Annotated in this window: 2 protein-coding genes and 1 pseudogene; all 3 read right to left on the minus strand. The window is 41.4% G+C overall.

Annotated features, from left to right (window positions below; genetic code table 11):
* Positions 1-19: 19 nt before the first annotated feature.
* The 3 genes and pseudogenes from B9J84_RS15095 to B9J84_RS15110 all read right to left on the minus strand — a co-directional run bounded on the left by B9J84_RS15095 (position 20) and on the right by B9J84_RS15110 (position 2,100).
* A pseudogene (locus B9J84_RS15095) lies at positions 20-202 on the minus strand (DUF645 family protein).
* 325 nt (positions 203-527) lie between these two features.
* On the minus strand, positions 528-1,472 hold the full coding sequence (locus tag B9J84_RS15105) for a D-2-hydroxyacid dehydrogenase family protein (RefSeq protein WP_094124481.1): 945 nt from the start codon (positions 1,470-1,472) through the stop codon (positions 528-530).
* Positions 1,473-1,608: 136 nt separating this feature from the next.
* On the minus strand, positions 1,609-2,100 hold the full coding sequence (locus B9J84_RS15110) for a GNAT family N-acetyltransferase (protein ID WP_045571645.1): 492 nt from the start codon (positions 2,098-2,100) through the stop codon (positions 1,609-1,611).
* Positions 2,101-2,341: the final 241 nt, after the last annotated feature.

A 2,341-nucleotide genomic window follows, 5' to 3' on the forward strand; every position in this document is an offset into this window, starting at 1 on the left:
CATTTATTTGAAAGGCATTTTATTCAAAAACATCAAGCAAGCACACGTTCAACGCCAATAGCTGTGATGTTGGCTGCCAAAACTTAAAACGATCTAGGCTAAGTTAGCCACGGTTAAGGATCCGAGACAAAGAAAGCATGATCACAGCGATGATGTAGCCTTTTGCGAAACCAAGCGGACCGTGTTGCAAATCCAACAACATCGAAGCATCGAGGCTTGTTAGTTCTCAGCGACTTTGAAACTGCTGAACTTCTAACACTTCCTACCAAAGCAGCATAAGCCTGAAACAAAAAAACCAAGTCGTGCAACATGAGCACGAAAAGCTGCATATTCAGAACAAATAAGCTTAAATTTTGATGATTCTAGCCTTTAAGAAGCTAACGCCCAATTAAGGGGTGAACAACGCCTCCACCCAACCTAAAGCATTGTGCCATAAACACTAAATTTGAAGTAGAAGCAAAAATGCCAAGCGTTGTGAATCCCTCTTAAATTGCTTGTTATAACAACGATTTCTTCGATGCTGATGTTTATGCCTTACCCTGCTCGAAAGCTAAAATATTCTCGAATGCTATTTTGAAGTAAAGCTCATAACTGTTTTGCTCTACATACCCTAAATGTGGAGTAGCCGTTACGTTAGGTAATGACAATAAAGGCTCGTTATCAAGGGATGCGGGTTCATTGTCAAATACATCAACGGCAGCTCGCTTAGTTGAGACCGCCACCAACTCGTTGTATAGCGCAGAGTTTTCTACAAGCTCTGAGCGACTAATGTTTACAAATAAAGAGTCGAACTTCATTAAGCTCAAATCCTCAGCTGTTACGCACGCCCTAGTTACTTCATTCAAACGTAAGTGAAGTGATACAATATCCGAACCAGAGAAAAATGCTTCCTTTGAAGCGGCAGCTTCAAAGCCGTGTTCAAGTGCAAGATTTCTCGATTGCTCACTACCCCAAACAACAACTGACATTTCAAATGCTTTCGCATATTGAGCAATTCGTTGTCCAATTTTTCCGTAGCCCCAAATACCAAGCTTCAAGCCCTTTAGGGTACGACCTAAACCGAGTACACCCGAGTTTTGCCATTTATCGTTTTGGAGATTGGTTGAATAAGTTGGTATGTGGCGACTTGCCGCCATAATCAGTGCCCACGCCAATTCCGAAGGAGCAACAGGAGAGCCACGCCCCTCCATCACCTTTACCCCATACTTTTCGCATAGGTGGACATCAATATGATTGCTAACTTTACCTGTTTGACTGATAACTTTAAGATTAGGTAACTGTGCAAGCAGTGACTCTGTAATGACTGTGCGTTCTCTGATTAAAACAAGAACCTCGGTGTCTTTTAGCTTAGCTACCAACTCCGATTCAGGAAGTGTTTCGTTCAAGATGGACACATCGTGATGTGATAGTAATTCGAAACAATCTAACGTTCTAACCACATCCTGGTAGTCATCTAAAACTGTTATTTTCACGGAACTCTCCTTGTTGTTATAACGCCCGCTTAAGGGGCAGACAACGCTACTACTAACTTCCCGCATAACACCATTATCACGAAACCTAACGCATGTTAAAAATGCCACGCGTTGGCTGTCCCTCTTGAAGCGTTTGTTATGTAACAATATTTTCCATCAGGTATATGTGATCAGCATACATTTGACCACCAATTCCATATGCATCAGGAATAACACTATGTAATGTGAATCCACTTTTGATTAATACTTTTTCCGAACCCAGATTACCTTCAGTAACTACAGCGGAAAAACTGTTTAGGCAAAACTGTTTTCGGGAATATTCGACTAAAGCTCGTAATGATTCAGTTCCATAACCTCGACCGTGGAAACTAGGTAAAAACATAAAACCAACTTCAGCAGTTCCATTCTGGATGCAATAACCCGTTATACCCACTTTGATACCCGTTTCTAATTCCGAAGCAACCAAACAGTACCAATGACTAGAATCTGGTGTCCATGGTTCAAGCCTAGAACGAAATTTAGACTGAATTTCCAGCAAAGTCGGTTCATCAAAGCAAAGTGAAATGACCTCAGGATCGGTATGAAGTGTGTGAAATAGAGACCAATCATCTTCCGATATCGGAGACATCACTAAACGATCTGAAAATATTTTTTCCACTGAACCTTCCTTGTTACATAACGCCCGGCTAAGGGGTTGACAACGCACCGCCGAACTCAAAAAACACACTGTAAACTCTGAACTGCAATTTTGCACTAAAACCGCCAAGCGTTGGCAATCCCTCTTGAGCCGTTTGTTATGCAAATTCAATGAGATAAACAAAATTTACACGACCAAAAGCCACAATTGCAATGGTTGAGTGATTCAAGAA

This window comes from Vibrio sp. V03_P4A6T147 (assembly GCF_002241085.1).
Taxonomy (GTDB): domain Bacteria; phylum Pseudomonadota; class Gammaproteobacteria; order Enterobacterales; family Vibrionaceae; genus Vibrio; species Vibrio anguillarum.